The 25805-nt window shown below is 73.5% G+C and carries 27 protein-coding genes; 16 read left to right on the top strand and 11 right to left on the bottom strand.

The features are described from left to right. Positions 1 to 199 precede the first annotated feature (199 nt). Positions 200 to 1726 carry a carbohydrate binding domain-containing protein gene (locus ACZ52R_RS24650; protein ID WP_465663826.1) on the top strand — a complete coding sequence of 509 codons (1527 nt, stop codon included), beginning with the start codon at positions 200 to 202 and terminating at the stop codon, positions 1724 to 1726. A 193-nt stretch (positions 1727 to 1919) separates the two neighbouring features. After that, positions 1920 to 3323 (top strand): SDR family NAD(P)-dependent oxidoreductase, encoded by a 1404-nt coding sequence (locus ACZ52R_RS24645; RefSeq protein ID WP_465663827.1) that lies wholly within the window; start codon positions 1920 to 1922, stop codon positions 3321 to 3323. Positions 3324 to 3431: 108 nt separating this feature from the next. Here ACZ52R_RS24645 and ACZ52R_RS24640 read toward each other — a convergent pair whose 3' ends face one another. After that, positions 3432 to 4175 carry an SDR family oxidoreductase gene (locus ACZ52R_RS24640; protein ID WP_465754148.1) on the bottom strand — a complete coding sequence of 248 codons (744 nt, stop codon included), beginning with the start codon at positions 4173 to 4175 and terminating at the stop codon, positions 3432 to 3434. A 110-nt stretch (positions 4176 to 4285) separates the two neighbouring features. Here ACZ52R_RS24640 and ACZ52R_RS24635 point away from each other — a divergent pair, with 110 nt between their 5' ends. Further along, the gene (locus ACZ52R_RS24635; protein WP_465618644.1) at positions 4286 to 4960 is read left to right on the top strand and encodes a TetR/AcrR family transcriptional regulator; all 675 of its coding nucleotides are present in this window, start codon (positions 4286 to 4288) and stop codon (positions 4958 to 4960) included. 236 nt (positions 4961 to 5196) lie between these two features. Here the strand turns inward: ACZ52R_RS24635 and ACZ52R_RS24630 are convergent, their stop codons facing one another. Together ACZ52R_RS24630 and def are read right to left on the bottom strand one after the other, a co-directional pair. Next, positions 5197 to 5850 (bottom strand): class I SAM-dependent methyltransferase, encoded by a 654-nt coding sequence (locus ACZ52R_RS24630; RefSeq protein WP_465754147.1) that lies wholly within the window; start codon positions 5848 to 5850, stop codon positions 5197 to 5199. A gap of 9 nt (positions 5851 to 5859) precedes the next feature. Next, positions 5860 to 6525, bottom strand: a complete 666-nt coding sequence (gene def / locus ACZ52R_RS24625; RefSeq protein WP_465754178.1) for a peptide deformylase — start codon at positions 6523 to 6525, stop codon at positions 5860 to 5862. A 26-nt stretch (positions 6526 to 6551) separates the two neighbouring features. On the opposite strand from def, the gene ACZ52R_RS24620 reads away from it, so the two are divergent. Continuing rightward, entirely contained in the window at positions 6552 to 7133 is a 582-nt protein-coding gene (locus ACZ52R_RS24620) for a helix-turn-helix domain-containing protein (RefSeq protein ID WP_465618640.1), read from the top strand. A 58-nt stretch (positions 7134 to 7191) separates the two neighbouring features. On the opposite strand, the gene ACZ52R_RS24615 is transcribed toward ACZ52R_RS24620, so the two are convergent. The 5 genes from ACZ52R_RS24615 to ACZ52R_RS24595 form a co-directional block, all read right to left on the bottom strand. After that, a complete protein-coding gene (locus ACZ52R_RS24615; RefSeq protein ID WP_465754146.1) occupies positions 7192 to 7728 on the bottom strand; it encodes a hypothetical protein in 537 nt (178 codons plus the stop codon). Between the two features lie 229 nt (positions 7729 to 7957). Beyond that, positions 7958 to 8893, bottom strand: coding sequence for a hydroxymethylbilane synthase (hemC, locus tag ACZ52R_RS24610; RefSeq protein WP_465618636.1), 936 nt, complete (start codon positions 8891 to 8893; stop codon positions 7958 to 7960). A 93-nt stretch (positions 8894 to 8986) separates the two neighbouring features. Then, on the bottom strand, positions 8987 to 9229 hold the full coding sequence (locus ACZ52R_RS24605) for a hypothetical protein (RefSeq protein ID WP_465618634.1): 243 nt from the start codon (positions 9227 to 9229) through the stop codon (positions 8987 to 8989). 107 nt (positions 9230 to 9336) lie between these two features. Next, entirely contained in the window at positions 9337 to 11646 is a 2310-nt protein-coding gene (locus ACZ52R_RS24600) for an ABC transporter permease (protein ID WP_465663831.1), read from the bottom strand. Positions 11647 to 11719: 73 nt separating this feature from the next. Further along, a complete protein-coding gene (locus tag ACZ52R_RS24595; protein WP_465618630.1) occupies positions 11720 to 12445 on the bottom strand; it encodes an ABC transporter ATP-binding protein in 726 nt (241 codons plus the stop codon). Positions 12446 to 12563: 118 nt separating this feature from the next. Between ACZ52R_RS24595 and ACZ52R_RS24590 the strand changes: the two genes are divergently transcribed. From ACZ52R_RS24590 to ACZ52R_RS24565, 6 genes are all read left to right on the top strand, one after another. Beyond that, positions 12564 to 13427, top strand: coding sequence for a sensor histidine kinase (locus tag ACZ52R_RS24590; protein WP_465618628.1), 864 nt, complete (start codon positions 12564 to 12566; stop codon positions 13425 to 13427). 59 nt (positions 13428 to 13486) lie between these two features. Further along, the gene (locus tag ACZ52R_RS24585) at positions 13487 to 14188 is read left to right on the top strand and encodes a response regulator (RefSeq protein ID WP_465618626.1); all 702 of its coding nucleotides are present in this window, start codon (positions 13487 to 13489) and stop codon (positions 14186 to 14188) included. Between the two features lie 185 nt (positions 14189 to 14373). After that, positions 14374 to 15579: a cytochrome P450 gene (locus tag ACZ52R_RS24580; RefSeq protein WP_465618624.1), complete on the top strand. Its 1206-nt coding sequence runs from the start codon at positions 14374 to 14376 to the stop codon at positions 15577 to 15579. A 104-nt stretch (positions 15580 to 15683) separates the two neighbouring features. Continuing rightward, the gene (locus ACZ52R_RS24575; RefSeq protein WP_360499348.1) at positions 15684 to 16844 is read left to right on the top strand and encodes a type III polyketide synthase; all 1161 of its coding nucleotides are present in this window, start codon (positions 15684 to 15686) and stop codon (positions 16842 to 16844) included. After that, the gene (locus tag ACZ52R_RS24570) at positions 16841 to 17425 is read left to right on the top strand and encodes an NUDIX hydrolase (RefSeq protein WP_360499346.1); all 585 of its coding nucleotides are present in this window, start codon (positions 16841 to 16843) and stop codon (positions 17423 to 17425) included. Before ACZ52R_RS24575 ends, ACZ52R_RS24570 begins: the two co-directional genes overlap by 4 nt. Before the next feature lie 142 nt (positions 17426 to 17567). Next, positions 17568 to 17990: an SHOCT domain-containing protein gene (locus ACZ52R_RS24565; protein WP_360499344.1), complete on the top strand. Its 423-nt coding sequence runs from the start codon at positions 17568 to 17570 to the stop codon at positions 17988 to 17990. A 140-nt stretch (positions 17991 to 18130) separates the two neighbouring features. On the opposite strand, the gene ACZ52R_RS24560 is transcribed toward ACZ52R_RS24565, so the two are convergent. Continuing rightward, complete coding sequence (locus ACZ52R_RS24560; protein WP_465754145.1) at positions 18131 to 20659, bottom strand: Tex family protein; 2529 nt, start codon at positions 20657 to 20659, stop codon at positions 18131 to 18133. 168 nt (positions 20660 to 20827) lie between these two features. On the opposite strand from ACZ52R_RS24560, the gene ACZ52R_RS24555 reads away from it, so the two are divergent. Next, a complete protein-coding gene (locus tag ACZ52R_RS24555) occupies positions 20828 to 21220 on the top strand; it encodes a PPOX class F420-dependent oxidoreductase (protein ID WP_360499340.1) in 393 nt (130 codons plus the stop codon). On the opposite strand, the gene ACZ52R_RS24550 is transcribed toward ACZ52R_RS24555, so the two are convergent. Then, entirely contained in the window at positions 21207 to 21785 is a 579-nt protein-coding gene (locus tag ACZ52R_RS24550; protein ID WP_465618618.1) for a hypothetical protein, read from the bottom strand. The genes ACZ52R_RS24555 and ACZ52R_RS24550 overlap by 14 nt on opposite strands. A gap of 74 nt (positions 21786 to 21859) precedes the next feature. On the opposite strand from ACZ52R_RS24550, the gene ACZ52R_RS24545 reads away from it, so the two are divergent. Beyond that, positions 21860 to 22759, top strand: coding sequence for an aminoglycoside phosphotransferase family protein (locus tag ACZ52R_RS24545; protein WP_360499336.1), 900 nt, complete (start codon positions 21860 to 21862; stop codon positions 22757 to 22759). 3 nt (positions 22760 to 22762) lie between these two features. Here the strand turns inward: ACZ52R_RS24545 and ACZ52R_RS24540 are convergent, their stop codons facing one another. Beyond that, positions 22763 to 23671, bottom strand: coding sequence for a LysR family transcriptional regulator (locus ACZ52R_RS24540; RefSeq protein WP_465754144.1), 909 nt, complete (start codon positions 23669 to 23671; stop codon positions 22763 to 22765). Between the two features lie 72 nt (positions 23672 to 23743). Here ACZ52R_RS24540 and ACZ52R_RS24535 point away from each other — a divergent pair, with 72 nt between their 5' ends. The 4 genes from ACZ52R_RS24535 (at position 23744) to ACZ52R_RS24520 (ending at position 25805) form a co-directional block, all read left to right on the top strand. Then, on the top strand, positions 23744 to 24133 hold the full coding sequence (locus ACZ52R_RS24535; protein WP_465663835.1) for a RidA family protein: 390 nt from the start codon (positions 23744 to 23746) through the stop codon (positions 24131 to 24133). A gap of 131 nt (positions 24134 to 24264) precedes the next feature. Further along, positions 24265 to 24777 carry a DUF6232 family protein gene (locus ACZ52R_RS24530; protein WP_465663836.1) on the top strand — a complete coding sequence of 171 codons (513 nt, stop codon included), beginning with the start codon at positions 24265 to 24267 and terminating at the stop codon, positions 24775 to 24777. Continuing rightward, positions 24774 to 25097, top strand: coding sequence for a hypothetical protein (locus ACZ52R_RS24525; RefSeq protein WP_465618608.1), 324 nt, complete (start codon positions 24774 to 24776; stop codon positions 25095 to 25097). Before ACZ52R_RS24530 ends, ACZ52R_RS24525 begins: the two co-directional genes overlap by 4 nt. A gap of 69 nt (positions 25098 to 25166) precedes the next feature. Beyond that, complete coding sequence (locus tag ACZ52R_RS24520; RefSeq protein WP_465754143.1) at positions 25167 to 25805, top strand: TetR/AcrR family transcriptional regulator; 639 nt, start codon at positions 25167 to 25169, stop codon at positions 25803 to 25805.

The raw sequence follows: 25805 nt of genomic DNA, 5'->3' as shown, positions 1-25805 counted from the left end.
GGGCCCCGCCTTAACCCTTCCTAAAACCTGCCCTCGGCGAGGCGTCCGGTGCCGGGAAGTGCTTGACGTGCACAGCTGGTCTAGTCCAGTTTGATGCTCAGCACCGCGCTCCCCCGCACCGGACCACCCCAGGCCGCCCGCCCCGCGCCTCCCCCCCCCTCGCGGCGCGGGCGGCCCCCACGTCCCGAGAGGCACCCCCATGCCCAGCGCGCCCCAGCACGCCCCCGCGCACCGCCGCCCCACCGGCCGGACCACCCTGCTGAGCCTCACCGCCGCCACCGCACTGGCGGCCGGCGGCCTGGCCGTCCTCGCCGGGAACGCCGGGGCCGCCGACGGCAACCTGCTCGCCAACGGCGGCCTGGAGAGCGCCGAGCCCAGCCCCTGGAGCTGTTCCGCCGGCACCGGGAGCGTCGTCAACTCCGGTGCGCACAGCGGGACGTACGCACTGAAGGGGGCGGTGAGCGCGAGCGACACCGCGCAGTGCGGCCAGACCGTCAGCGTCCGGCCCGGCACCACGTACAGCCTCAGGGCCTGGGTGCGGGGCCAGTACGTCTACCTCGGCGCCACCGGCAGCGGCGTCACCGACCCGGCCACCTGGACCCCGGGCGGCGCCGACTGGCAGCAGCTGTCCACCAGTTTCACCACCGGCCCGGCCACCACCAGCATCACCGTGTACCTGCACGGCTGGTACGGGCAGGGCGGCTACCTGGCCGACGACATCACGCTGACCGGCCCCGGCGGGGGCCCCAGCACCCCGCCGCCGAGTTCGAGCACGCCCACCGCCACCCCGACCGGCACGCCCACCGCGACGCCCACCGGCGGCCCGAGCACCCCGCCGCCGAACGTCCCGCTCCCGGTCGCCCCCTACATCGACATGGGCGCCTGGCCCACCCCGTCCATGCCCGACCTGGCCAAGGCCGGCCACCTCAAGGGCTACACGATGGGCTTCGTCACCGGCGTCGGCTGCAAGGCCAGCTGGTTCAACGCCTACGACCCGCGCACCGGTTGGGCCAAGGACCAGGTCGACGCCCTGCGCGCGGCGGGCGGCGACGTCAAGGTCTCCTTCGGCGGCGCCGGCGGCACCGAACTCGCCGCCGCCTGCACCTCGGTGGACTCGCTGTTCGCCGAGTACGACGCTGTGGTGAAGGCCTACGACCTGCGCTACGTCGACTTCGACATCGAGGGCGCGGCGATCGCCGACACCGCCGCCAACGACCGCCGCTCCGCCGCGCTCGCCAGGCTGCAGCAGGCCCACCCCGGCCTCAAGGTCTCCTTCACCCTGCCGGTCCTGCCCGAGGGCCTGACCGCCGAAGGCGTCGCGATCGCCAAGTCGGCCCGCGACGCCGGAGTGAACACCGACCTGGTCAACATCATGGCGATGGACTACTACCGGAGCGGAACGGACTACGGCAACGCCGCCGTCCAGGCCGCCCAGTCGCTGTTCGGCCAGCTCAAGGCGCTCTACCCGGCGAAGACCGACGCCCAGCTGTGGGCCATGGTCGGCGTCACCCCGATGATCGGCGAGAACGACGACCACCAGATCTACAACCAGGCCGCCGCCCAGCAGTTGGTGACCTTCGCCAAGCAGAACCACCTCGGCCTGCTCGCCTTCTGGGACGCCACCCGGGACGCCAACGCCTGCACCGGCGGCTCGCTCTCCAAGTGCACCAACATCCCGCAGCAGCCGTACGAGTTCGCGAAGCTCTTCGCCCAGTACCCGGGCTGACCAGCGGGCTGCCGACTGCTGATCACCGTTCCGGGGTGCCGGCTCCGGAACGCCGGCCGGGTCAGGGCCACCGGCACTGCGGGTCGGTTCGCCCACGCCCGACTGCGGCCGAGCACCCGGGGGAAATTGACATCTCATCGTCCCGGACCGTCGGCTACTGTCCCTCCCACCTGTACGGCACGAGGGAGCGGACATGACGGTCCGGGACGACCACAACCAGCTGATCACCATCCATCCGACGAGCGACGCCGCCTGCGCCGGCGGCCTCACCACCGAGGAACTCGCCGCGTTCAGCCGCACCCTCGGCCGCCTCCGCGCACTCCCCTCCCACGACCGCACCCGGCTGCACGCCGAGCGGCAGCTCAGCTCCTTCGTGATGGAGAGCCGCAAGCGCCGCCGCCAGGAGTCGCGGCAGGCCCTCCGGGACGCCGACGCCGCACTGCTCGCCGCCACCGCGACCGGCGGCCGGCACCGCCGCGAGGACGCGCCGCTCGCACCCGGCGGCGGGCCCGTCGGCGAGCTGCGGATACCGCGCAAGTGCTACGTCTGCAAACAGGCCTACCGCCAGGTCGACGGCTTCTACCACATGCTCTGCCCGGACTGCTCGGCCGACAACACCGCCCGCCGAGCCCTCGCCACCGACCTGCACGGGCGCCGCGCGCTGCTCACCGGCGGGCGAGTGAAGATCGGCTTCCAGCTCGCCCTGATGATGCTGCGCGACGGCGTCGAGCTCATCGTCACCAGCCGCTTCCCCCAGGACACCGTCCGCCGCTTCCGCGCCGCCGAGGGCAGCGAGCGCTGGTGGGAGCGCCTCACCGTGGTCGGCATCGACCTCCGCGACCCGCGCCAAGTCCTGGGCCTGACCGAGCAGTTGCGCGCCGACGGACGCCCACTCGACATCCTCGTCAACAACGCCGCCCAGACGCTGCGCCGCCCGCCCGAGTCGTACGCACTGCTGGCCGCCGGCGAGCAGGACGCCCTGCCCGCCGCCGACCGCCGGGCCATCGGCCACGCCCCCGGGTTCCGGCCGCTCGCCGGGACGCCCCGACTCCCCTCGGGCATGGGATCCCTGCTCGACCTGACGGACGAGGCCGGGCTGCTGCCCGACCTCGCCGCCGCCAACTCCTGGTCCGCCACGCTCGGTTCGCTCGACCCGGCGGAGATCCTGGAGACCCAGCTGGTCAACGCCCTGGCCCCGGCGCTGCTCTGCGACCGGCTGCTGCCCCTGCTGCTCGCCTCCCCGCAGCCCGCCCGCTACATCGTCAACGTCACGGCCGTGGAGGGCCGGTTCGCCGTCCGCAACAAGACCGCCCGGCACCCGCACACCAACATGGCCAAGGCCGCGCTCAACATGCTCACCCGCACCAGCGCCGCCGAACTCGCCACCCGGGGCGTGCACATGTGCGCCGTCGACACCGGCTGGATCACCGACGAGAACCCGGCGCCCAAGAAGGCCCGGATCGCCGCCCACGGCTTCCGCACCCCGCTGGACATCGTGGACGGCGCGGCCCGGGTGTACGACCCGATCGTCCGGGGCGAGGCCGGGCACCCGGTGTCGGGCGTGTTCCTCAAGGACTACCGGGTGGCGGAGTGGTGAGGTGACGGCCCACCTGTCGTAGCAGCCACCCCAGGGAGCTGTGAGACCTGTGGGACCCGTGACAACGGCCCGCCCCGGGAAGCCGCCCCGGAGCGGGCCGCCGCCGGCTCAGCGGCCGGTGGGTAGGTTGGCCCCACCGGTGCAGTCGAACACCACGCCCGTCACGAAGGTGTTGGCCGCCAGCATGTGGATCGCCCGGGCGACGTCCTCGGCGCGGCCGACCCGGCCGACCGGGGTGGTGGCGGCGAGGCCCTCGAAGAGCGCGGTGCGCTGCTCGGCCGGGACACGGTCCCACCACGGGGTGTCGATGACGCCGGGCGAGACCGCGTTGACCCGCAGCGGGGCGAGCTCGACGGCCAGCGGCGGGACCATCGCCTCCAGCGCGCCGTTGATCGCGGCCAGGCCTGCGGTGCCGGGGATGGCGGCGCGGGCGGAGGCGGCGGTGATCAGGGTGACCGAGCCGTCGTTGCGCAGGTGCGGCAGCGCCGCCTGCAGGACGCGGACCTGCGGCCAGAACTTGGCGTCGAAGCCGGTGGCGAGGTCGGCCAGGTCGAGCTGGGCGAACGGGCCGCTGCCGGCCGCGCCGCTGACCGCGACGACCAGGTGGTCCACGGTGCCCTCCTCGGCGAAGAAGGCGGCGACGGCGGCGGGGTCGGCCGCGTCCAGCTGACGGCCGGTGGTCTTGCCCCCGATCCGGGCGACGGCGGCGTCCAGCCGCTCGCGGTCACGGCCGGTGACCACGACCTCGGCGCCGTCCGCCGCGAAGGCGGTGGCGGCCGCCTCGCCGATGCCCGAGCTGCCGCCCATCACGACGACGTGCTGTCCGGCGAACTGGTTTGACGCGGTGCTCATGGTGGGGCCTTTCAACTTGTCGAGACCGTCTGTTCCGGTAATGATGTTTGTCGAGACTGCTAGTCTTGTCAAGCGGGGGCAAGAAAACGGGGCAGGAAGAGAGGGCGACCATGAGCGAGACCGAACCCCGAGCGGATCGCGCGGAGCAGGCTGACCAGCCGGAGCAGGCCGACCGGGCGACCGAGCAGGCCGAGCGGGGCCCGTCCACGCGCCCGCACACCGGACGCCGCCGCAACGAGGCCGCCCACCGGGCGATCCTCGACGCCGCCCTCCACCTGCTCGCCGACTCCGACGGCACCCCCGTCACCATCGACGCCATCGCGCGTACGGCCGGCGTCGGCAAGCAGACCGTCTACCGGTGGTGGCCCTCCAAGGGCGCCGTCCTGCTCGACGCCCTCACCGACCGCGCCGACCAGGACGTCCACGGCCCCGACACCGGCACCCTGCGCACCGACCTGCGCGCCTTCGTCGCCACCACCTTCGACGCCGCCCAGCGCAGCACCACCGCCTCCGCCCTGCGCACCCTCGCCCGCGAGGCCGCCCGCGACCCGCACCTCGCCGAGCTCATGCAGACCTTCACCGCCACCCGCCGCACCGCCCTGCGCGAACTCCTCTCCCGGGGACGCGAGCGCGGCGAACTGGCCGGGAACGCCGACCTGGAGCTGATCGTGGACCAGGTCTACGGGGTGTTCTGGTACCGCTTCCTGCTCGGCCACGGACCACTGGACCCGGCCACGGCGGAGCGGCTCGCCGATTCCCTGGTCACCGGGAACGCGGGCGACTGACCGCGCCCTCAGCCTTCGGAACCACCAGCCCCCGCCCGCACACCAGGGGCAGCTACACCCACAGGAAGTCGGCCCGGTCGACTTCTCGCGCGACACTTGCGGCACGGATATGACGGTCGGTCTACATAGTCATCCGGCCCAGCGATGCACGCGCGCGGGAAGTCGGCCACGCCGACTTCCTGCGCGATGGCCCCGGAGCATAACGGCTGGTGGCAGGAGCCCCCTGACGGAGCCGACTACCCGTGCGCCAGCAGGCTGACGTACCCGCGGTCCGGGTGGCCCGGGCAGGGCTGTTCCAGCCGGGTGGTGACGGTGAAGCCGGCCCCGGCCAGCAGCTCGACCAGCCGGTCGGCCGGGACGAGGTGGGAGGTGTACGAGACCGGGTGGCCGTAGCCCGTCGCCGGGTGCAGTCGGGCGTCGCCGATGTGGCCGCCGAGGAGGAGGTGGCCGCCGGGCGCGAGGGCGCGGTGGAACCCGGCGAACAGTGCGGGCAGCAGCTCGGGCGGGGTGTGGTGGACGGAGTACCAGGCGAGGATGCCGCCGAGGGCGCCGTCGGGGAGGTCGAGGGCGGTCATCGTGCCCTGCCGGAACCGGAGTTCGGGGTACGCGCGGCGGGCGAGCGCGACCATCTCGCCCGAGACGTCCACGCCGAAGGCCGACAGCCCCAGACCGTCCAGGTACGCCGTCACCCGCCCCGGGCCGCACCCGAGGTCCGCGACCTCGCCGCCGCCCGAAGCCCGGACCAGTTCGGCGAAGGCGGCGAGCATCGCCCTGGACACCGGGTCCATGCCATCCGGCGGGACGACCAGGCGGACGTAGTCGGCGGCGACGGTGTCGTACGACTCCCGGACGGCGGCGAGGTGGGCGGCGAGGTGGGCGGGGTCGGTCACCGCGTCGCCCTAACGCCCGGCCTCGGCGGCCTCGGCGGCCTTGGCGGCCTTGGCGGCCCTGGCGGCCTTGGCGGCCCTGGTGGCCCGCTCGGCGAACACCTTCTCGCGCCGGTCGGCGGTCTGCTTCATCATCCGCTTCCGGTCCCGGGCGGAGAGCCGGTCGAGGTACAGGTGGCCGTTCAGGTGGTCGGTCTCGTGCTGGAGGCAGCGGGCGAAGTACCCCGTGCCCTCGATGGTGACGGGATTGCCGTGCTGGTCGACGCCGCGCACGACCGCGTGGGCCGGCCGCGCGAGCCGGGTGTCCGCCCCCGGCACGGACAGGCAGCCCTCGGCGTCCTCGATCAGGCGGCGGCCGGGTTCCTGCTCGTCCACCACCGGGTTGAGCACGTGGCCGACGTGCCGGACGCCGTCGTCGTCGGGGCAGTCGTAGACGAACAGGCGCAGGTCCACGTCCACCTGGTTGGCGGCGAGGCCGCAGCCGTCGGCGACGTACATGGTGGCGAACATGGAGTCGATCAGCCGGGCCAGGCGCTCGCTGCCGAAGTCGTCCTCGGTCGCCGGGCGGCAGGTGCGGCGCAGGATCTCCTCCCCCACTTCGGTGATCCGCAGAACGGTCGGGCGTTCGCGCAGCTCGGACACGGGTGCTCCTTCGGGGGTGGCACGGCTTGCTGTCAGCTTTGCAAAGTAGCAGACTTTGCAAAGTGACCGAAGACCTCATCAGAACCGGCGCCCTCCCCGAGCACGCCGTCCGCACCGCGCTGCTCGAGCTGCTCGCGGAACGCGGCACCCTCACCTCCACCGAGGCGGCCGCCCGGCTCGGCTACAGCTCCGGCCTGTGCTCCTTCCACCTGCGGCAGCTGGCCCGCCACGGGCTGATCGAGGAGGCCCCGGCCACCGACGGGCGGGCCCGGCCGTGGCGCCTGCCGCACGAGCAGCAGCCCGTCCCGGACGACCAGGCGCAAGGCCGGGTGGAAGACCGGACGGAAGACCAGTTCGGCGCGTTGGCCCGCGGCCTGGAGGACGAGAGCTACCGGCGCTGGCTCGCCCGGCGCGCCGAGGCCCCCGCCGACTGGCAGCACGACGAGGCCTTCAGCGCCGTCGTCTACCTGACCCCCGACGAGCTTTCGGCCGTCGGCGAGGCCGTCCGCCAGGTCCTCGCCCGCTACCGGCGTCGCGAGGCCGACCCGGCCGCCCGCCCCGCCGACGCCCGCCCGGTCGCCGCCGTCACCCGCCTCTTCCCGCTCCTCGACGAGCTTCCCGACGGGCTGCCCGAGGAACGGTGAGGGAGCGATGCCCGAGGAACGGTGACCGAGGAGCTACCCGTGCGACGGTGACCGACGCTCAGGCCTGGCGCCAGGACTGCCGGGCCACCGCCCGTACCACCGGCCCGACCAGCAACCCCGCCGCGGCGCCCAGGGCAACCCCCTGCACCCCGTCCCAGACGTCCTGCACATCGCAGGTCCGCCCGATCACCGGCAGCGCGTAGTGCAACGCCGACACCGCGAACGGCAGCGCCGCCGCGCCGAACAGCGCCGTCGTCGCCCGCCGCCGGGTCCCCGCCAGCGCGGCCGCGAAGCCGACCGGGGCATAGGTCGCCAGCTTGAGCTCGATGTGCCGGACGTGCAGCAGCTCGTACGGCGAGCGCGGCCGCCCGCCCTCGACGGTGCAGTGCCGGACGGCGTCCTCGGAGAGCCGGAACGCCTCCGGCAGCAGCGTCGCCACGACCACCCCGCCGAGCCCGAGCAGCAGCACGAAGCCCACCGCCCAGTGGGCCCGCAACAGCCGCCCCACCGGCCGGTTCAGCAGGGCCGCGGGCGCCAGCGAGAGCAGCAGCCCGGGCCAGAACATCGGCATCCCGCCGATCACCGCACTGATCACGCCTCAACGGACGCCGCACGCGGCTGCTCGGTTCTCGCGACGGGAAAGGTGTTGCCTCGGCCGGGCTGCCGGCGCCACCGCCGCCGCACTCTGGCGATCACGCCCACTGGAACGAAGCAGCCGCGGAACGGGCGCACGGCCGCGCGCCGTGCGCGATTCAGTAGCCGATCCAGTACGCGATTCGGTGCGCGATCCAGTACGCGGTTCGGTGCGCGATCCAGTGAGCGATTCAGTGCGCGATCGAGGTGATCAGCTCCTGCGCCCCCTGCCGCTTGAGCGCCAGGGCCACCGAGGTCCCCAGGTCCTCCGGGCTGAGCGCGCCTGCCCACTCGTGGGCGTCCAGCACCCGCTTGCCGTCCGGGGTGAAGACCCGGCCGCGCAGGGAGAGCCGGCCGTCCGGCTCGGCCTTGGCGTAGCCGGCGATCGGGCTGTTGCAGTGGCCCTGCAGCACGTGCAGGAACATCCGCTCGGCCGCCGCCTCGCGCCAGGTGTCGTGGTGGCCGAGCGTGGTGACGGCGTCGATGGTCGCGGTGTCGTCCTCGCGGCACTGCAGGACGAGGGTCCCGGCGCCGATCGGCGGGCACATCGCCTCGATGCCGAGGACCTCGGTGATCCGTGCCTGCTCGCCGATCCGCTCCAGGCCGGAGACGGCGAGCAGCAGGGCGTCGACGGTGCCGGCCTCGAGCTTGGCGAGCCGGCTGTTGGCGTTGCCGCGGATCGGTACGCATTCCAGGTGCGGGTGGGCGGCGGCGAGTTGGGCGGTGCGGCGGACGGAGGAGGTGCCGATCCGGGTACCGGGCGGGAGTTCGGCCAGGGTCAGGCCGCCGGGATGGACGAGGGCGTCGCGGATGTCGTCCCGGCGCAGGTAGGCGGCGAAGACGGTGCCGGCGGGCAGCGGGCGGTCGGCGGGCACGTCCTTGAGGCAGTGCACGGCGACGTCGGCTTCCCCGGCGAGCAGCGCGGCGTCGACCTCCTTGGTGAAAGCGCCCTTGCCGCCCAGGGCGGCGAGGTCCCCGGTCCAGCGGTCGCCCGAGGTGGTGACCGGCACCACCTCGGTACGCAGGTCCGGGTGCAGCGCGGCGAGTTCGGCGCGGACCCGGTCGACCTGGGCGAGTGCCATGGGCGAGGAGCGGGAGACGATGCGGATCAGCTCAGCGGTGGCCATGGCGCGATGATAGGCGCCCATACGGTCTCGACCGGGGGTGCCTCGCCCACTCGGCGACACGGCGCGGCACCGCCGCCCGCTGGACGTCCCGCATCAGCTGCCCGACCGCACCGAGCGCCGTACCGGCCGCCACCAGCAGGCTCGCGCCGCTGAACCGGTACCCGTCGGCCGCGCCAGGCCGCGCAGTTGGTCGGCCGGCTGGGTGCGGTCCGCGACCCGCCGCAGGACCGCCGGGTCGACGCCGGGCAGCGGCAGGCTCTGCCCGAGTCGGAACAGCACGACGCCGCCGAGCGTGGCGGCCGCCCTCGGGCCCAATCCGTTACGGCTGACGGGCACTCGCCTCATCTCCCCGGGTGTCGACGGGAGTTGGGACGCGACGGACGGCCGGGCGGTTCCTCGCCCGGCCGTCCGCTCCCGCAGAACCTCACTCGTTGTGCAGAACCTCACTCGTTGTGCAGCACCTCCGCGATCGGCAGCCGGGCCGCCGAGCGGGCCGGGACGAGCGCGCCGAGGACGGCGATCGCGATTCCCGCGAGGGCGAGGGCGGCCAGCAGCGGGGCGCCCCAGACGTCGATCATCGAGTCCGTGAAGTGGATGATCCGGACGTTCTCGACGATCACCCGGTGCACCAGGATCCCGACCGGGATGCCGATGATCCCGCTGGCCACGCCCTGCCAGGCCACCGAGGTGATGGTCATGGCGACGACCTGCCGGGGCGTCATCCCGATCGACTTGAGCATGCCGAGGTCGCGGCGGCGCTCGCGGATGGTGAGCAGCAGCGTGTTGAAGACGCCTAGCGCGGCGACCACCGACAGCAGGACGGTGAAGATCGTGGTGAAGGACTGGATCGCGACGATCGACCCTTCCGTGCCCGCGGTGACCACCGAGGTCGACAGGCTCGGGTCGGCCGCCGAGACCGCGTCCCGGTAGGCCCTGGCGTCGGTGCCGGGGGCGAGCCGTACGTCGTACTCGACCACGTGCGGGTCGGAGGTGAGCAGAGCTGCGGTGGCGGCGTTGGAGGTGAGCGCGTTGGCGTTGCCCTGGGCCTCCTCGCCGACGATGGTGACGGTGGTCTGCCGGCCGTCCAGCAGCAGGGTGACCTTGTCGCCGAGCTTGAGCCCGTGCTGGTCGAGGAAGGCCGGTCCGACCTCGGCCTCGCCCAGCCCGGTCGCCGGGCGGCCCTCGACCACGTCGAGCCGCCGGTGGTCGACCATGGCGTCGCCGCCGTAGAAGTTGGCGAAGACCAGCTGCGGCTGGCCCGCGACGGCGACCCGGAGGAGGCCGCGGACGGAGACCCGGTCGGCGCCGGGGGTGGCGTGCAGCATCGCCTCGGTCTGCTCCTGGGTCAGCCGGGGCGCGACCTTGTTGTCCGAGAAGGCACCGGTCTGCACGTTGATGTGGGTGTACGTGTCGGACGCGGTCATGGACTTGGCCAGGGTGCCGGTCACCCCTGTGGTCACGGTCACGGTGACCACGCCGAGTGCGATCGCCGCCATGGTCAGCGCGGTGCGGGCCGGGCGGGCGAAGGGCTGGCCGAGGCCGAGGCTGACGGCGCGCGGCAGCCGGGTGCCGCTCAGCCAACGCTGGACCTTGAGGCCGCGCCCGCCGCGCGGCGCGCTGCCGGCCGAGATGGCCTCGGCGGCGGAGAGCCGGCGGGCCCGCGAGGCGGGGACGAAGGCGGCGAGCGCGACCAGCAACGGGACGCCGAGCAGGGTCGCGACCGGCAGCCAGCCGGCCGGTTCGATCACGGCGGTGCCGGTCGCGATCCCGCTGAACGCGGTCAGCAGGATCGGGTACGCGGCCGCCCAGCCGGCCGCCGTACCGAGGACGGTGCCGACGACGGCGGGCACCGAGACCATGGTCAGGTAGACCGTGACCACCTGGCGCGGGGTGAAGCCGATCGACTTCAGCACCCCGATGTGCCGGTAGCCGGAGACCACCGCACCACTGACCACGTTGCCGATGATCAGCGCGGCGACGATCAGGCCGAGCACGCCGAAGACCGTCATCAGCGGCAGGTAGGCGTCGGCGCCCGCCGAGAAGGCCTGCTTGAGCACCAGGTAGGACTGCCCGCTGGCGACGGCGTCCCCGGGCAGGCCCTCGGTGGCGTTGGCGAGCGAGGTGGTGAGCTGCTGTTCGGTGCCCGCGTCGGTGAAGCGGTAGAGCATCTGCCGGCCGGTGGGGTGCAGGGCGGCCGCCTGCTGGGGGGTGACCCAGCCGCCGGCGGACTGGCTCATCGTGGACGCGGAGCCCACGATGGTGAGCTTGAGCCCGGTGCCGGTGGTGATCGACGTGCCGATGACTCCCTCTGCGGAGCCCCCGGCCGTGGCCATGACCATCTCCCCGGGTGCGGTGGCCCAGCGGCCGGACAGCAGTTCCGCGCGGTCCACCGGCGCGGCCGCCGGGTCGGGCCGGCCGACCAGGGTCAGCGGGCCCGGCGGGTGGCCGGCCCAGTCGGTGGGGATGGTCACCACGGCCTGGTCGAAGGGCCCGGCGGCGGCCTCGACGCCCGGCCGGTGGGCGGTGGCGGCCAGTTGGTCCGCCGAGGCCTTGGCCGGGTCGAAGACGGCGCTGACGTGGGCGCCGTGCTCGGCCTCGAAGGCGGCGTCGAACGGGGCCCGGGCGGCGCTGATCACCGCGAGGGCGAGCAGCACGGTCGCGGTGGAGCAGAAGACGACCAGGCCGATCACGATGGTCTGCACCCGGCGGCGCTTCACCGCCGCCCGCGACGCCCGCCAGACAGCCCCGCTCATGCGCCCACCTCGCTGCGCTCGGCGGGCGCTTCGCGCAACACGCACCTCTTGACGGTTCCCTCGCTTCGCTCGCTCACGACTGGGCCTCCAGCATCCGCTCGCGCGCCACCTTGCCGTCCGCGACCTCGACCAGCCGGCTGGCGCAGCGGGTGGCCAGGTTGGGGTCGTGGGTGACGATCAGCAGGGTCTGGCCGATCTGGTTGAGGTCGATCAGCAGGTCCATCACCTGCTCGCCGGAGCGGCTGTCCAGCGCGCCGGTCGGCTCGTCGGCCAGCAGCAGGGCCGGACGGTTCATCAGGGCCCGGGCCACCGCGACCCGCTGGCGCTCGCCGCCGCTGAGCGCGGCCGGGTAGACGTCCTTGCGGTGGGCGACGCCGAGTTCGTCCAGCAGTTCCAGGGCGCGGCGGCGGGCCTGGCGGGCGGTGGTGCCGGTCAGCTGGGCGGCCAGGGCGACGTTGTCGAGGGCCGGGAGGTCGTCGATCAGGTTGAAGAACTGGAAGATCATGCCGACGTGTCGGCGGCGGAAGAGGGCCAGGCCGGTCTCGTTCAGTTGCCCGAGGTCCTGTCCCTGGACCCGGACGGTGCCGGAGGTGGGCCGGTCCAGGCCGGCCACCATGTTCAGCAGGGTGGACTTGCCGCACCCCGAGGGGCCCATCACGGCGACCGCCTCGCCCGCCCGGATCCGCAGGTCGACGCCGTCGAGGGCCCTGGCGTCGCCGAACTCCTTGTGGACCCCGGACAGCTCGACGACGACCTGCGCGTCGTCCGGCCGGGAGGTCCCGTCGTGGTCGTTGCTCATGGTGGACGACGGTAGGCGCGGGCGCCCCGCCGGTACGTCCCACCCGAGGTGTAACCGCGGGCGGCCGTAGTACCGGGGATGTACGGGCCCGGCACTCCCGGATGATGTGGATCATGCCGTGACCTGGGAAGCTGGCGCCGTGTGGGGAACGGGGTTGGAGTGGGCCGCCGTCGCGGTGGCGGGGACGGCGGGCGTGGGCGCGGGCTGGCTGGCCGTGGCGCTGGCCCGGGCGCGGCGGCTGCACCGGGCGGCCATCGGCGAGCGCGGCTGGCTGCTGGAACGGGAGCGCGAGAGCGCCGCCCGTACCGCCGTGGACGCCGAACGGGCGCGGATCGCCGCCGAGTTGCACGACATCGTCAGCCACAACGTGAGTCTGATGGTGGTGCAGGCCGGGGCGGCGCGCGAGGTGCTGGCCACCATGCCCGAGGAGGCGGCGGCGGCGATGGGCGCCGTCGAGGCCGCCGGGCGGGACGCGATGACCGAACTGCGGCACCTGCTCGGCCTGCTCGCCCCCGCCGCGGACGGCAGCGAGGAGGCGGACGGGGAGGACCTCGCGCCGCAGCCGAGCCTGGGCCGGCTGAGCCCGCTGATCGACCGGTTCGCCTTCGCCGGGCTGCCGGTCGAGGTCCGGATCTCCGGCGAGCCCCGGCCGCTGCCCGCCGGCATCGACGTGACGGCGTACCGGATCGTCCAGGAGGCGCTGACCAACGCGCTCAAGCACGGGGACGGGGTGACGGCGGAGGTGACGGTGCGCTACGCGGACCACTTCCTGCGGGTCGAGGTGCTGAACAGCGGGCCGAGCGTGCTGTCCGGTGCCCCGCCCGGCGCGCCCGCCCCGGCACCGCGGCCGGCCGACGGCGCCGGGCGCGGGCTGATCGGCCTGCGCGAGCGCGTCGCCGTGTACGGCGGGGACCTGGACGCCCGGCGCCGGCTCGGCGGCGGCTACCGGGTCCGCGCCCGCATCCCGCTGGACCGGCCGTGACGGAGCGGGCGACAGCGCGGGCGACCGGGCAGACGACGGAGCAGACGACGGAGGGCACCGTGGAGGAAGAGCACCAGGAGCGCCGCCCCCGGGTGGTGATCGCCGACGACCAGGAGCTGGTCCGCACCGGCTTCCGGATGATCCTGACCGCGCGCGGCATCGACGTGGTCGCCGAGGCCGGCGACGGCGCCGGGGCGGTGGCCGCCGCCGTCCTGCACCGGCCGGACGTCGCCCTGCTGGACATCCGGATGCCCGGCATGGACGGCCTGGAGGCCGCCCGGCGCATCCTCGCCCGGGTACCGGACTGCCGGGTGATCATGCTGACCACCTTCGACCTCGACCACTACGTCTACGCCGCCCTGTCCGCCGGGGCCAGCGGCTTCCTGCTCAAGGACGTCACCTCCGCCCACCTCGCCGCCGCCGTACGGCTGGTGGACACCGGGGACGCCCTGCTCGCGCCCTCGATCACCCGACGGCTGGTCGAGCGCTTCGCGGCCGGCGCCCCGCGTCCGGCTCCCGGTGCCGACGGCCCGCCGCTGCACCGCGACCTCGCCCCGCTCACCCCGCGCGAGGCGGAGGTGCTCGCCCTGCTCGGACGCGGGCTCTCCAACACCGAGTTGGCGCGCGAACTCACCCTCAGCGAGTCGACGGTGAAGACGCACGTGGCCCGGATCTTCGCCAAGCTGAACCTGCGCGACCGGGCGCAGGCGGTGGTCCTCGCCTACGAGACCGGGCTGGTCGCACGGGGCGGCGGCGGCTGACCATCAACTCGCCTCACAAATACGGCAGTTCACATGACAATCATTCATCTCACTCATTAGAGCTAACTCCACGTCGAATCCCCCGTTTTGCCAGTTCATGGGGCAACATCTGCATGTCCGCGCCCGAACGGAAGATCCACCGCGGGCGGCATCACCCGGCATGACGAAGACCATTGGACAGGCCCGTGACCACCACTCCCCTCGTGTGGGACTGCCCCTTCCACCACACCGACGGCCTGGAGTTCGACCCCCTCCTCAAGCGGCTGCTCACCGAGGCCCCGATCGCCCGGATCCGGCTGCCGCACGGCGAGGGCGAGGCCTGGCTGGCCACCCGCTACGAGGACGTCCGGGTGGTCACCACCGACCGCCGCTTCAGCCGCGCCGCGGGCATCGGCCGCGACCTGCCCCGGATGACGCCCGCCCCGATCGCCCAGTCCGAGGCGATCAACCTGATGGACCCGCCCGCCCACAACCGGCTCCGCCGACTGGTCGCCCAGGGTTTCACCAACCGCCAGGTCGAGCGGATGCGCCCCGCCACCCAGCGGACCGTCGACGGCTATTACGACGAGATGGCGGAGCACGGCTCCCCCGCCGACCTGATGCACTTCCTGGCCGCCCGGCTCCCGCTCACCACCATCTGCGAGCTGCTGGACATCCCCGAAGCCGACCGCGCCGAACTCCGCGGCCACGCCGTCGCGATGATGCGGATGGGCCCGGCCAGCCGGGACGGCCAGGAAGCCGCCAAGGCCGCCCTGCGCGGCTACTTCAGCGAGCTGACCGCCGCCCGCCGCGCCGACCCCGGCGAGGACCTGATCAGCGCCCTCGCCACCGCCCGCGACGGCGACGAACTGCTCGACGCCGACGAACTGACCGTCATGGCGATGGTCCTGCTGGTCACCGGCCACGACACCAGCACCTACCAGCTCGGCAACATCACCTACACCCTGCTCACCCACCCCGAGCAGCTCGCCAAGCTCCGCGCCCAGCCCGACCTGCTGCCGCGCGCCCTGGAGGAGCTGCTGCGCTTCATCCCGTTCCGCCAGGGCGTCGGCATCGCCCGGGTCGCCACCGAGGACGTCGAGCTGGGCGGGGTGCTGATCCGGGCCGGCGAGGCGGTGCACGTCTCCTACCTGACCGCCAACCGAGACCCGGCGGTCTACGAGCGCCCCGACGAGCTGGACCTCGACCGCGGCGAGCCCACCCACATGGCCTTCGGCTACGGCCAGCACCACTGCCTCGGCTCGCACCTCGCCCGGATGGAGCTGCAGGTCGCCATCGGCACCCTGCTGCGGCGCTTCCCCGACCTGCGGCTGGCCGCCGAACCCGCCGACCTCGACTGGGACTCCGGCTCGATCTGGCGGTTCCCGCGCACCCTGCCGGTGGCCTGGTAGCAGCTCCCCCGCCCGCCACCGCCGCGCCCGCCACCGCCGCCGCGCCCGTACCGTTCCAGGCATCCACCGGCCTGCCCGCAGGCCCCCAGGGGAGACCCACGCCCATGGCAACACTCTGCCGCCCCGCCATCGCCGTACCCGAGCACGTCATCACCCTCGACGAGACCCTCGCCCTGGCCCGCACCCTGCACGCCGGCCACCCCGAACTCGGCCTGGCCCTGCGGCTGATCGAGAACACCGGGGTGCGGACCCGGCACCTGGTCCAGCCGATCGAGCGGACCCTCACCCACCCGGGCTTCACCGTCCGCAACGAGGTGTACGAGCGCGAGGCCAAGCGCCGCGTCCCCGAGGCGATCGAACGCGCCCTCGAGTACGCCGAGTTGACCGCCCGGGACATCGACCTGATGGTCTACGTGTCCTGCACCGGCTTCATGATGCCGTCGATGACCGCATGGCTGATCAACACCATGGGCTTCCGCTCCGACACCCGCCAGGTGCCCATCGCCCAGCTCGGCTGCGCGGCCGGCGGCGCCGCCGTCAACCGCGCGCACGACTTCTGCCGCGCCTACCCGGGCGCCAACGTGCTCATCGTCGCCTGCGAGTTCTGCTCGCTCTGCTACCAGCCGACCGACCTCGGCGTGGGCTCGCTGCTCTCCAACGGCCTGTTCGGGGACGCGGTGGCCGCCGTGGTGATGCGCGGGCACGGCGGGCGCGGCGTGCAGATCGAGCGCAACGGCTCGCACCTCGTCCCGGGCACCGAGGACTGGATCTCGTACGGGGTGAGGGACACCGGCTTCCACTTCCAGCTGGACCGGCGGGTGCCCGGCACGATGGAGATGCTCGCGCCCGCACTGCGCGGCCTGGCCGGCGAGCACGGCTGGGACGTCTCCGGGCTCGGCTTCTACATCGTGCACGCCGGCGGCCCACGCATCCTGGACGACCTGTGCCGCTTCCTCAACCTGGAGCCGGCCACCTTCCGCTACAGCCGCGCGACGCTCACCGAGCGCGGCAACATCGCCAGCGCCGTCGTCTTCGACGCCCTCGCCCGGCTGTTCGACGACGGCGGCGTCTCCGAGGGCACCACCGGACTGATCGCCGGCTTCGGACCGGGCATCACCGCCGAGATCTCGCTGGGGAGTTGGGTCGGCGCACCGACCGACACGCTGCGCCCGCGCCGGCCGCGCGCCATCTCCACGTCCGACATCGCCCTCGTCCATCCGACCGCTCCCCGCCGTTTCCCGACCGGCACTACGATCACCGAATGACCGACACCACGGACCGCACCGACACCTCCGCCAGAGCCGCCGAACTCGCCGCCCGCTTCCCGGCGTTGCACGCGCCGCAGCACTGGAGCTGGGGACGGTACGACGCGCAGTTCTCCATCGAGATGCCGCCGGACTCACTGGTCACCAACATCCACCTGGTCGGTTTCGCGGACGGCGAGGTGGTGCTCTGCCGGGACGACCGGGACCACTGGTTCCTGCCCGGCGGCACCCGCGAGCAGGACGAGAGCGTCGCCTCCTGCCTGGAGCGCGAACTGCGCGAGGAGGCGGGCGCCCGGCTGCTCGGCGAGCCGGGCTGGCTGGGCGCGCACCGCTGCCGCACCGACGATCCGGTGCCGTACCGGCCGTGGCAGCCACACCCGGAGAAGGCCTGGCTGTGGGGCTGGGGCGAGGTCGTGCTGGAGTCCTCGCCGACCAACCCGGCGGACGGCGAGCAGGTGGTCGAGGTCCGTACGGTCCCCGTCGCCGAGGCGCAGCGGCTGCTGCTAAGCGGGCACGACGCCTGGTGGGGCGAGCTGATCGGCCTGGCGGTCGAACTGCGGGGCCGGGCCGGACGGGGCTGAGGCCGAGCCGGCCCTGACCGGGCCGAGGCCGTCGCCCGGCCGAGGTCGTCGCCCGGCCGAGGTATTCCCGCGGTCGGGGAAGACCACTGGAACGGCGGAGCATCGGGCGACGATGTCCGTTTTGTGGTGATATGACTCATCCATGGACACCACATCGCTGGCCGTGGACTACCCGGTGCTCAACATCTTCTGGACGATGCTGGAGCTGTTCCTCTGGATCCTCTGGTTCTTCCTGCTGTTCAAGATCATCACGGACATCTTCCGCAGCCACGACCTCAGCGGCTGGGGCAAGGCCGGCTGGCTGGTCCTGGTGATCTTCCTGCCGCTGATCGGCATCCTCGCGTACCTGATCGCACGCGGGCAATCGATGAGCACACGCGACATCGAGCAGGCGCAACGGTCCGAAGCCGCGTTCAAGTCCTACATCCGGGACGCGGCCGGGACGGAGCCGACCGCCGGCGGCGGCAGCCACGTCGACGACCTGGCGAAACTCGCGGCCCTCAAGGAGAAGGGCGCCATCTCCGACGAGGAGTACCAGAAGGCCAAGGACAAACTCCTGGTCTGACCGGCACCGCACTGCGACGGGCACTGCGACCGGCACGACGGCGGGGCCGGTGGACGCGCGAACGTCCACCGGCCCCGCCTTCGTTCACCCGGCCGGTCAGCACCGGTTCAGCGCCGCCCGGAGTGCCGGTCAGCGCCGGTTCAGCGCCGCCCGGAGCGCCGGTCGCCCGCGCCGCCGGCGCCGCCACCGGTCAGGCCGGCCCGGCGCAGCGCGTCCGCCATGGCACTGTTGGCCGGTGCCGCGCCGCCGCCACCCTGACCGCCCTGGCCGCCACCGCGCCGGTCCTGGCCACCGCGTCCGCCCTGACCACCCTGGTTACCCTGACCGCCCTGGCCGCCCTGGCCGCCCTGGCCGCCCTGCCCGCTGCCGCGCCGCTCCTGGCGCGGCGGACGGGCCTGCCGCTCGCCCCGGTCCGCACGGTCACCGCGGTCGCCGCCCCGGTCGCCGCGCTCGCGCCCGACCTCGTCGTCCAGCCGCAGGGTGAGCCCGATCCGCTTGCGCGGCACGTCCACCGTGAGCACCCGGACCTTCACGATGTCGCCGGGCTTGACCACCTCGCGCGGGTCCTTGACGAAGTTCCTGGACAGCGCCGAGACGTGCACCAGCCCGTCCTGGTGGACGCCCACGTCCACGAAGGCGCCGAAGGCGGCGACATTGGTGACCACGCCCTCCAGCACCATGCCGACCTCCAGGTCGCCGATCTTGTCGACGCCCTCCTTGAAGACCGCGGTGCGGAAGGCCGGGCGCGGGTCGCGGCCGGGCTTGTCCAGTTCGCCGAGGATGTCGGTGACGGTCGGGACGCCGAAGGTGTCGTCCGCGAAGTCGCCGGGCTTCAGCGCCCGCAGCGCGGCGCCGTTGCCGATCAGCTCGCGCAGTTCCCCGCCGGTCGCGGCGAGGATGCGGCGCACCACCGGGTAGGCCTCGGGGTGCACGCTGGAGGCGTCCAGCGGGTCCTCGCCGCCGGGGATGCGCAGGAAGCCCGCGCACTGCTCGAAGGCCTTGGGGCCGAGCCGGGCGACGTCCTTGAGCTGCTTGCGGGTGTGGAACGGGCCGTTGGCGTCGCGGTGGGCGACGATGTTGTCGGCGAGCGTGCCGGTGATCCCGGAGACCCGGGTGAGCAGCGGCGCCGAGGCGGTGTTGACGTCCACGCCGACGGCGTTGACGCAGTCCTCGACCACGGCGTCCAGCGAGCGGGAGAGCTTCACCTCGCTCAGGTCGTGCTGGTACTGGCCGACGCCGATCGACTTGGGGTCGATCTTGACCAGTTCGGCCAGCGGGTCCTGGAGACGGCGGGCGATCGAGACCGCGCCGCGGATCGACACGTCCAGCTCCGGCAGCTCCTGCGAGGCGAACGCGGAGGCCGAGTAGACCGAGGCGCCGGCCTCGCTGACCATCGCCTTGGTGAGGTTCAGCTCGGGGTGGCGCTTGATCAGGTCCTCGGCGAGCTTGTCGGTCTCCCGGGAGGCGGTGCCGTTGCCGATCGCGACCAGGTCGACGTCGTGCTTCTTCGCCAGCGCCGCCAGGGTGTGCAGGGCCGCGTCCCACTTGTTGGCGGGCTGGTGCGGGTAGATCGTGTCGTACGCGACGACCTTGCCGGTGGCGTCCACCACGGCGACCTTCACACCGGTGCGGAAGCCCGGGTCCAGGCCCATGGTGGCGCGGGTGCCGGCCGGGGCGGCGAGCAGCAGGTCGCGCAGGTTGGCGGCGAAGACGCGCACCGCCTCGTCCTCGGCCTCGGCGCGCAGCCGGGCGCGCTGGTCGATGCCGAGGCGCACCAGGATCCGGGTGCGCCAGGCCCAGCGGACGGTGTCGCCGAGCCACTTGTCGGCCGGGCGGCCGCGGTCGGCGATGCCGAAGCGGGCGGCGATCCGCTGCTCGTAGTCGTTCTCGCCGGGCAGGTCACCCTCGGACTCGCCGTCGTAGGGCGAGAGTTCGAGGTCGAGCACCTCCTCCTTCTCGCCGCGCAGCATCGCCAGGATGCGGTGCGAGGGGAGCTTGGTGAACGGCTCGGAGAAGTCGAAGTAGTCGGCGAACTTGGCGCCGTCCTGCTCCTTGCCGGCGCGGACCGTGGCGACCACGCGGCCGCGGGTCCACATCCGCTCGCGCAGCGAGCCGACCAGGTCGGCGTCCTCGCCGAAGCGCTCGACCAGGATCGCCCGGGCGCCCTCCAGGGCCGCCGGGGCGTCCGCCACCGACTCGTTGAGGTACCCGCCGGCGAGCGCCGTCGGATCCTGCGAGGGGTCGGCGAGCAGGGTGTCGGCCAGCGGCTCCAGCCCCGCCTCGCGGGCGATCTGCGCCTTGGTGCGCCGCTTCGGCTTGAACGGCAGGTAGATGTCCTCCAGCCGGGCCTTGGAGTCGGCGGCCAGCACCCGGGCGCGCAGCGCGTCGTCCAGCTTGCCCTGGGACTCGATCGACTCCAGGACGGCCGCCCGGCGTTCCTCCAGTTCGCGCAGGTAGCGCAGCCGCTCCTCCAGGCTGCGCAGCTGGGCGTCGTCGAGGGAGCCGGTGACCTCCTTGCGGTAGCGGGCCACGAAGGGAACGGTCGAGCCGCCGTCGAGCAAGTCGACGGCCGCCTTCACCTGCCCCTCGCGGACGCCCAGTTCCTCGGCGATCTTGCGCTCGATCGCCTGTTGGGCCTGGCGGGCCACCTGTTCGGCTGGCGTGGTCACGAAGCCGGTCACCTTCTCCTTCAGTGCTTTCGCCGTTACGCCCTGCATTCTGGCAGGTGCCGACGACGACGCCCGGCCGTACCCGGGGCGGCCGGGCGTGGCGTGCCCGGCCGGCGGCCCCAAGAAGGCTCAAGCGATGCCCAGTTGCCGCTTCCTAGGCTGGCGGGCATGGACACTCTGGACGCTGCCGCCGAGGTGGAGCGGCTCGCCGCCGCCAAGTACCTGCTGTTCACCACCTACCGGAGGAACGGCACCCCGGTCGCCACCCCGGTCTGGGTCGCGCGGGACGGCGACGCGCTGGTCTTCACCACCGTGACGAAGACCGGCAAGGTCAAGCGCCTGCGCAACCGCTCCGACGTGCTGGTCGGCCCGAGCGACATCCGCGGCAACCTGCTCGGCGCCCAGGTCCCGGCCACCGCCGTGCTCGACCCGGCCCGGGCGCCCGCCTACCGCAAGCTGCTGCGGCGCAAGTACGGGCTGCTGTGCGCGATCGCGCTGACCGCGAACGTGCTGCGCTTCGGCAAGGGCGGCACGGTCGGGGTGCGGGTCACTCCAGTGTGAGCGAACCGTCGGGCCGGCCGTCGGCGGCGAGGTCGATCACCGTCGTCCGGCTGCCGTAGGTCAGCCTGATCCGGTCCGGGCCGTCCCAGGCGGCGTCGACCCCGTCGCCGTACCGGAAGCCCGCGTAGGCGACCTGCCAGCGGCGGGTGGTCAGGCCGGTGCCCTGGTCGACGAAGACCCACTGGGCGGTGCTGAGCATCCCGGGCTCCTCCTGCCGGACGATCCGCCGGTCGGAGCGGTCGGGTGCCGGCCGCGTCGCGGTGGACCGCGGGTCGTCGAGGAAGATCCACAGCGGCACTGTCGCCGCGGCCGTCAGCAGCACGCCGACGCCCAGGACCACCCGGATCCAGGCCGACCAGGTGACGCAGTACAGCACCACCAGCAGCAGCGGCAGCGCGACGGTGCACAGCAGCAGCGGCCGGTCGAACCAGTCGCGCAGCACCAGCAGGCCGCCCGGGCGCTCGCTGTATTGCCCGACCGCACCGAGCAGGACGAGCAGCGCCAGCACGGCCAGGGCCGCGTGCAGGGCCCGGCGTTCTCCCGGCGTCCGCTGACTGATCACCATGCCGTCAGCCTATAAGTCCGCACACTTCGGGAATACGCCTGAACGAAAACGACCGGAGCTGTACGCTGCCGGGCATGTGCGCTGCCACCCGGATGCACCCCAACGAGCCGGTGGTCGACGCGGCCCTGGTGAGACGCCTGATCTCCGCCCAGTTCCCGCAGTGGGAGCGCCTTCCCATCACGCCGGTCGGCTCCGCCGGGACGGACAACGCGATGTTCCGCCTCGGGCCCGAACTCGCCGTCCGGCTGCCCCGGGTGGAGTGGGCGGCCGGAGACGTCCGCCGGGAGCACCAGTGGCTGCCCCGGCTGGCACCACGGCTGCCGCGGCCGGTCCCCGCCCCGCTCGCGATCGGCCGGCCCGCCGCGGGCTACCCGTGGGAGTGGTCGGTGCTGCACTGGATCGACGGCGTCAACCCCGCGGTCGGCGTCCTCGCCGCGCCCGACGCGCTCGCCCGCGACCTGGCCGGCTTCGTCAACGCCCTGCGCACCGTCAACCCGACCGACGCCCCGGCCGGCCACCGCAGCGTCCCGCTCGCCTCCCGGGACGGCGCGACCCGCGCGGCCATCGCCCAGCTCGCCGGCTCCATCGACACCGCGGCCGCAACCGCCCTGTGGGACAAGGCCCTGCGCCTGCCCGACTACGCCGGACCGCCGGTCTGGATGCACGGCGACCTCACCCCCGGCAACCTGCTGGTCTCCCGGACCGGCCGGCTCGCCGCGGTCATCGACTTCGCCCTGATGGGCGTCGGCGACCCGACCGCCGACCTGATCGCCGCCTGGAACCTGCTGCCCGCCGCCGCCCGCCCCGCCTTCCGCGCCGCCCTGCGCGCCGACGACGCCATGTGGGCCCGCGGCCGCGCCTGGGCCTTCTCGATCGCCCTGGTGACGATCCCGTACTACCGGCACACCGACCAGGCCCTGACCGCCAACGCCCGCCACGTCGTCCGCGAGGTGCTCGCCGACCGCAGCGTCTAGAGCCTAGGGCTCCGTCTGCTGCTCCTCGTCGACGGCCGCGAGCAGGTGGCGCACCAGGGGGTTGGGGTCGTTGGCACGCCAGGCGACGGCGACCCGGGTGCGGGCGGTGCCGGGCTCGACGCGGCGGAAGGCGACGCCCCGCAGGCGGATCCGCCGGATGCTCGCCGGGGCCAGCGAGACGCCCAGTCCGGCCCCGACCAGCGCGCACACCGTCTGCCACTCCACCGCGTGCTGCCCGATCCGCGGGGTGAAGCCCGCCCCGGCGCACAGGCCGGTGATCCGGTCGTACAGCTGCGGCCCGTCCTCCCGGGGCAGCAGCACGAACGGCTCGTCCGCCAACTCCGCGAGCCGGGCGGTCCGTCGGCGGGCCTGCGGATGGTGCGCCGGCAGCACGGCCACGAACGGCTCGGTGAGGATCGTCCGGAAGCGCAGCTCCGGCTCGTCCGTCGGCGGTTCGCGCAGCAGCCCCACGTCGATGCTCCGGTCGTGCAGCGCGGCGAGCTGCGGCGCGCTGGTCATCTCGCGCACGTCCAGGTGCACGGCGGGCCGGCGCTGCCGGAAGGTGTCCAGCAGGCCGGGCAGGACGGTCAGGGCGAGGGAGGCGGAGAAGCCGATCCGCAGCCGGCCGGCCTCGCCGCTGCCGACGGCGCGGGCGGCGGCCAGCGCGTCCGCGAGGTCGGTCAGGGCCCGCCGTGCGGCGGGCAGGAGTTCGCGGCCGGCCGGGGTGAGGGCGACGCCGCCGGGGTCGCGCCGGAACAGCGGGTGGCCGACCTTCTCCTCCAGTCGCCGGATCTGCTGGCTCAGCGGCGGCTGGGCGATGCCGAGGCGGGCGGCGGCGTGGCCGAAGTGCAGTTCCTCGGCGAGCACGGCGAAGGCGTGCAGCTGTGGGAGGGGGAGTTCGGGGCGCTCCATACCTCCAGGGATATCAGATCATCCCGCTCGGAGTGTTGGACGTATCCCCGCAGCCCACCTAGCGTTCCCGGCATGACAGAACGACGCGCGATCCTCAGCGGTTCGACCTTCGAGGAGCAGATCGGCTACGCCCGTGCCGTGGTGGACGGCGACTGGGTCCACGTGTCCGGGACGACCGGGTTCGACTACACGGCCATGACCATCTCCGAGGACGTGGTCGAGCAGGCCGAGCAGTGCCTGCGCAACATCGCGGCCGCGCTGGCCGAGGCGGGCTGCGGCTTCACCGACGTGGTCCGGGTGCGCTACCTGCTGCCCGAGCGCGCGGACTTCGAGCCCTGCTGGCCGGTCCTGCGCCGCTGCTTCGGCGACGTCCGCCCGGCCGCCACGATGCAGGTGTGCGGGCTCGCCGACCCCCGGATGCGGATCGAGATCGAAGTCACCGCCCGTCGGGCGGCGTCCTGACCCGCCCTTCTGACTCTCCTTCCTGACCCGCCATCCTGACTCTCCCTCCTGAGCCGCCCTCTTGACTCCACGTCACGATGTCGGCGTCGGTTGCTATGGTTCCTGTGCCACTAGGGGCAGGGGGAACGGACTTGGCACGGAACGTGATCGACGTCAGCGTGAGCCGGCGGGTGCTGTGGATCGGTGGCGACGCGTACCCGCTCCAGCACATCGCCCGGGCGCGGCAGCTGGTCTGGTGGCCGCCCAAGCGCTCGCGGACGATCATCCGGTTCGTCCGGCAGCTGTTCGCGCTGGTGTTCGCCACCGCCACCCTCGGCGCGCTCGTCCAGAACTCCCTCGAGAAGTCGCAGGCGGCGGTCGTCCCCGGTTTGCTGGTGCTCGTCGGTCTGGTCTTCATCGTCTACCGCCTGGTCGCCAGGCTGCGCCAGCGGGCGCTGTACAAACTGGTCATCGAGACCTCCAACTCCTCGACCACCGCGGTGGTGAGCCACGACCCGCGGCAGATCGGCGACCTGATCCAGATGATCATGGACGCGATCGACAACCCCCAGGCCGAGTTCGCCCTCCAGGTGGAGAACGTCCACATCGGAGACCGGATCAACCAGTACGGCAACCACAACACAGGGAAGCAGGTCGGCCGATGAGCGGCGACATCCACTTCGGCGACTCCGTCACCCAGCACGGCGACCACAACATCGGCATCGTCAAGCACCAGGCCCCGGCCGACCCCCGGGCGGCGATGCGCGAACTCGTCGCCGCCGTGCACGCGTTGCGCGGGCAGGTCCCGGCGGAGGACCGCGAGGTGCTGGACGAGTCACTGGAGGCCATCGGCGACGGCACCGGCACGCCGCCGTCCGTCCTGCGCCGCGCGCTGCGGAACATCTCCGGCGTCGCCTCCCTGGTGACGGCGGGCGCCCCGGTGGTGGAGTCGATCCGCCGGATCCTGGAGTCGATCAACTCCTGACGGCGCCGCGCCGACAGGGCGACCGGGTCAAAACCCTTCCCGAGTCAAGGTTTCTGCTAGCCTGACGGCATGAGCGGACTGCGTGAGCGCAAGAAGGAGCAGACCCGGCGGGCCATCTCCGAGGCGGCCATCGCGCTCTTCCTGGAGCACGGCTTCGACCAGGTGTCGGTGGCGGAGGTCGCGGCGGCCGCCGAGGTCTCCAAGCCGACCCTGTTCTCCTACTTCCCCAGCAAGGAGGACCTGGTCGTCCACCGCTTCGCCGACCACCAGGAACAGGCCGCCGAGGTCGTCCGCAACCGGCTCGCCGGCGAACCGGTGCTCGACGCCCTGCTCCGGGACTTCCTGACCGGCCTGACCCGGCGCGACCCCGTCACCGGTCTCAACGACCACCCCGCCGTCCTCGCCTTCACCGCCCTCGTCTACGGCACCCCGAGCCTGGCCGCCCGGGTCGGCGAGTACGTGGCCCGCGCCGAACGGTCCCTGGCCGACGCCCTGCGCGAGGCCCCCGACCTCGCCGAGCCCCGCGAGCTCACCGCCGCACTGCTCGCCGCCCAGGTCACCGCCACCCAGCGCGTCCTCGCCCTGCACAACTGGCGCCGCATCCAGGACGGCCGCACCCCCGACGACCTGCACGCCGAGGCCGTCGGCGACGCCACCCGCGCCTTCGACCTCCTCGCCCACGGCTACGGCCGGCCCGCCGCCGGCTAG

This window comes from Kitasatospora sp. NPDC034023 (assembly GCF_055575795.1).
This window is presented reverse-complemented; position numbering and strand designations above follow the sequence as displayed.